Consider the following 3,135-nt stretch of genomic DNA (forward strand, 5'->3'; position numbering starts at 1 on the left):
AGCTTCGGGCCGACTGGGCCCTATACCCAGCGCCTGTTCTGGGATCTGGGCGGGGATTCTTCGCCCTTCCGTAACATCGATTTCATGCCCGAACTTTTCTACCTGCTACCGGCCGTATCGAAGGGCACATTGGCGTTCGGCGGACAGGCGGGGCTGCGCCATGAGTCCAACGGCCGCGATGGGTTGGCGTCGCGCAGCCTCAACACCCTCTATGTCCAGCCTGTGGCGACGATACCGATCGGAGACTACAAGCTGTCGCTGGGCCCGCGCTACTCCTTCTATGTCGGTGACCTTGAAGACAATCCGGATGTGAAACGCTATCGCGGCCACACGTCCTTGTTCGCGGAGTTTGGCCGTGACGACGGGCTGCGACTGACTACCAACAGCCGCATTAATTTCTCGTCGGGCAAGGGCGCAATAGACGCTGAGCTTTCCTATCCGCTGGACAAGATCGTTGACACCAACCTCAACGTCTATGTCTTCGGCCAAGCCTTTGCTGGCTATGGCGAAAATCTGCTCGATTATGACCGCAAGGCGACACGACTGCGGCTTGGGGTCGCTATCGTCCGCTAATCCGGAACCGGGCAGAATCTATCGTAAGGTAGCGGGCCCGGCGTTGGACGTCCCCTTACCCTGATGCAAAAGTGATTTATGCATCATCGGAAGGCCAACGGCGTAAGAGTCTGTTTGAGAATTCATGAGATGATCGGGAGATTGCCATGTTACGTATTTTTATTGCTGCCACTACTATGGCAGTCTTGCTTTGGTCGCTGCCTGTATCCGCTGAAGAAATCCCTCGCTGCTCCTCCTCGTCTATTCCCGCAGCAGACAAGGCGCGCCTCACGGCGGAATACAAGCGGCGGTTTCTGGCTGAAGGGAAAACCAAGGCCGATGCCTGGGCCGGTGAGCAGGGAAGGCGCCATCGCGAAATCATGGAAAGGCAAGGTATCTGTCCCCCACGCGAACCGGCGAATAGCCAAGCCAATTCAGCGCCCCCGCCTCGAGAACAACCGACGAGCAAAAACCGTAAAAAGGGCAAGTGTACCCGTACCGTCTGGCAAACTCGTCATATAGCGAGCGCAGGTGGAGGCCCAATGAATACGATTAGGGTGCCTGTCTGCGTGAACTAAGCGAGCGACAGCAATGCTGGTGTGTTCGGTTATCCCGCCAAAGGGCACACAGGAAAAGCTCTGGTGCGAAGTCAAAAGTTTCGCATCAAACCAAAAGCCGCGCTTTTCCGTGCCCTTCCCTGATGCAAAAATCTGATGCAGAATCGCGCCATGATTTACGGCTATGCGCGCGTCTCCACCAACGGCCAAGATTTGGCCCAGCAGCTCGCCCAGCTTGAGGCGGCGGGCTGCGCGAAGATCTACCGCGAGAAGATCAGCGGCGCGTCGGCCGAGCGGCCCCAGCTCAAGCGCGCGATCGGCGCGCTCGATCCCGGCGACGTGCTGATGGTGACGGCGACCGATCGCCTCGCCCGCAACACGCGCGACCTCTTGAACATCCTCCATGCGGTAAAGGAGGCCGGGGCCGGCTTCCGCTCGATCGCCGAACCGATGGTGGACACGACCTCGCAGCTCGCCGAAGTTGTGATTGCCGTTCTAGGCGTCGCGGCCAGCTACGAGCGCCAGCGGATCGCCGAGCGCACCAGCGCTGGCCGCGCCCAGGCCAAGGCGCGCGGGGTCAAGTTCGGCCGCAAGAGCGCCCTCACCCCGCACCAGCAGGCCGAGGCGCGGCGCAAGCTCGACGCAGGCGACACCCAGCGATCGGTCGCGGCGCTGTTCAACGTCAGCCAAGCGACGATTTCGCGGCTACAGGGGTGATGAGCGACGCCCCCCGCCCTCTCTGGCGTTGATTTAGGCGGCGATCGCCGGCGCACATTCCCAGCGCCTGCCATGCCAGCGGAATCCTACCCGCTGCGCGTTGCTGATCGCTGGCGGCTCGCCCTTGCGCCAGAAGGCGCGCATCTTTGCCTGATCGTCAAGATGAGCGTCGGCCACGATCGCGCGCGCGGCCTGGATGAACTGCCCATGCCCGAACACATAGACCAGCGAGGCGGGCGGCATGGCGGCGAGCCGCGCCAGCGCGGCCTCGCAGCGCCGGAGCAGGGTGGCGAAGCTCTCCGCCCCTTCCCCGTCGCAATAATCAGGATCGGCCGCGCTCCAATAGCGTTCGAGGTGCGGCATCCGCTCCGCGCTGCGCGTGCCGTTCCAGCGCGCCGGTTGCAGATAGGTGAACTCCTCTATCGGCCACACTTCCACCGGCACGCCGGGAAAGCGCGCGATCGTTGGCGCAGCCGTCTGCTGCGTGCGGGTATAGGGCGACGTGACGATGAGCGCGGGCGCTTCTATCCAGCTCGCCGCGACTTCGCGTGCCTGTTCCTGGCCCAGCTCCGTCAGCTCGATCGCGCCGAGATCGTGGCAGGGCACGCCGGCGTTGCCGGTAGATTCGCCGTGGCGAATGAAGATTACGCGCATGGCTATTCAAACAGTTCCGCATGAGTGCCGGCGCGCACGAAGTTCACCAGATTCCCCTCAATCGTATAGATCAGCAGGAAATCGCCGCCGATATGGCACTCGCGATGATCGCTCCAATCGCCTTTCAGCGGATGATCCAGCCATTCCGGGCCTAACGGCGCGTCGTTGGCGATGAGCATCATCATCGCCTCCTTGAGCTGTTTCATGTTGTAGCGCCCGCTGCGCGACAGCCGCTCCCAATCCTTGACGAACCTTTTTTCGTAGGACGCCTCTCTTGGGAACGCCGCCCGCTTACTGCTGGCGGGCTTCTTGGTCGAGGGCATCGAACATTTCCTGGGCATCGGTGAAACGGGCGCGGCGAGCCTTCATCGTCGCGCGGGACGCCTCGATCGCGGCGCGCGTCTCGGCGTTCGGCACCTTCAGCTCGAACGGCAACGCATGATCCTTGGCGACCCGCGTGAGGGTCATGCGGACCACATCCGAGACGGTCAGCCCCAGCTCGGCCAGCACGGCGGCGGCTTCATCCTTCAATGTTTCGTCGATGCGCGCGCGCACGAAAGCGGTAGCGGCCATTGGAACCTCCTTAGTCAAGCCGATAATGTAGCTCAGTTGAGCAACAATTTCAATCCAGGCTAGGGGGCGGCGCCCCCCCCCC

At 62.2% G+C, this 3,135-nt stretch carries 5 protein-coding genes; 2 read left to right on the forward strand and 3 right to left on the reverse strand.

What is annotated here, in order from left to right; genetic code table 11:
- Together SPHV1_RS20070 and SPHV1_RS20075 are read left to right on the forward strand one after the other, a co-directional pair.
- A partial coding sequence (locus tag SPHV1_RS20070; protein WP_197277755.1) for a phospholipase A occupies nucleotides 1-573 on the forward strand: 573 nt, incomplete at its 5' end.
- 707 nt (nucleotides 574-1,280) lie between these two features.
- Nucleotides 1,281-1,826, forward strand: coding sequence for a recombinase family protein (locus tag SPHV1_RS20075; RefSeq protein ID WP_038292857.1), 546 nt, complete (start codon nucleotides 1,281-1,283; stop codon nucleotides 1,824-1,826).
- A gap of 33 nt (nucleotides 1,827-1,859) precedes the next feature.
- Here SPHV1_RS20075 and SPHV1_RS20080 read toward each other — a convergent pair whose 3' ends face one another.
- Genes SPHV1_RS20080 through SPHV1_RS20090 form a run of 3 tightly spaced genes read right to left on the reverse strand, consistent with a single transcriptional unit; the run spans nucleotide 1,860 to nucleotide 3,053 of the window.
- Nucleotides 1,860-2,480: a histidine phosphatase family protein gene (locus tag SPHV1_RS20080; protein WP_017501689.1), complete on the reverse strand. Its 621-nt coding sequence runs from the start codon at nucleotides 2,478-2,480 to the stop codon at nucleotides 1,860-1,862.
- A gap of 2 nt (nucleotides 2,481-2,482) precedes the next feature.
- The gene (locus SPHV1_RS20085) at nucleotides 2,483-2,803 is read right to left on the reverse strand and encodes a type II toxin-antitoxin system YafQ family toxin (protein WP_026109291.1); all 321 of its coding nucleotides are present in this window, start codon (nucleotides 2,801-2,803) and stop codon (nucleotides 2,483-2,485) included.
- Nucleotides 2,772-3,053, reverse strand: coding sequence for a type II toxin-antitoxin system RelB/DinJ family antitoxin (locus tag SPHV1_RS20090; RefSeq protein ID WP_017501687.1), 282 nt, complete (start codon nucleotides 3,051-3,053; stop codon nucleotides 2,772-2,774). Before SPHV1_RS20090 ends, SPHV1_RS20085 begins: the two co-directional genes overlap by 32 nt.
- Nucleotides 3,054-3,135 lie beyond the last annotated feature (82 nt).

The organism is Novosphingobium sp. KN65.2, assembly GCF_001368935.1.
Classification (GTDB): domain Bacteria; phylum Pseudomonadota; class Alphaproteobacteria; order Sphingomonadales; family Sphingomonadaceae; genus Novosphingobium; species Novosphingobium mathurense.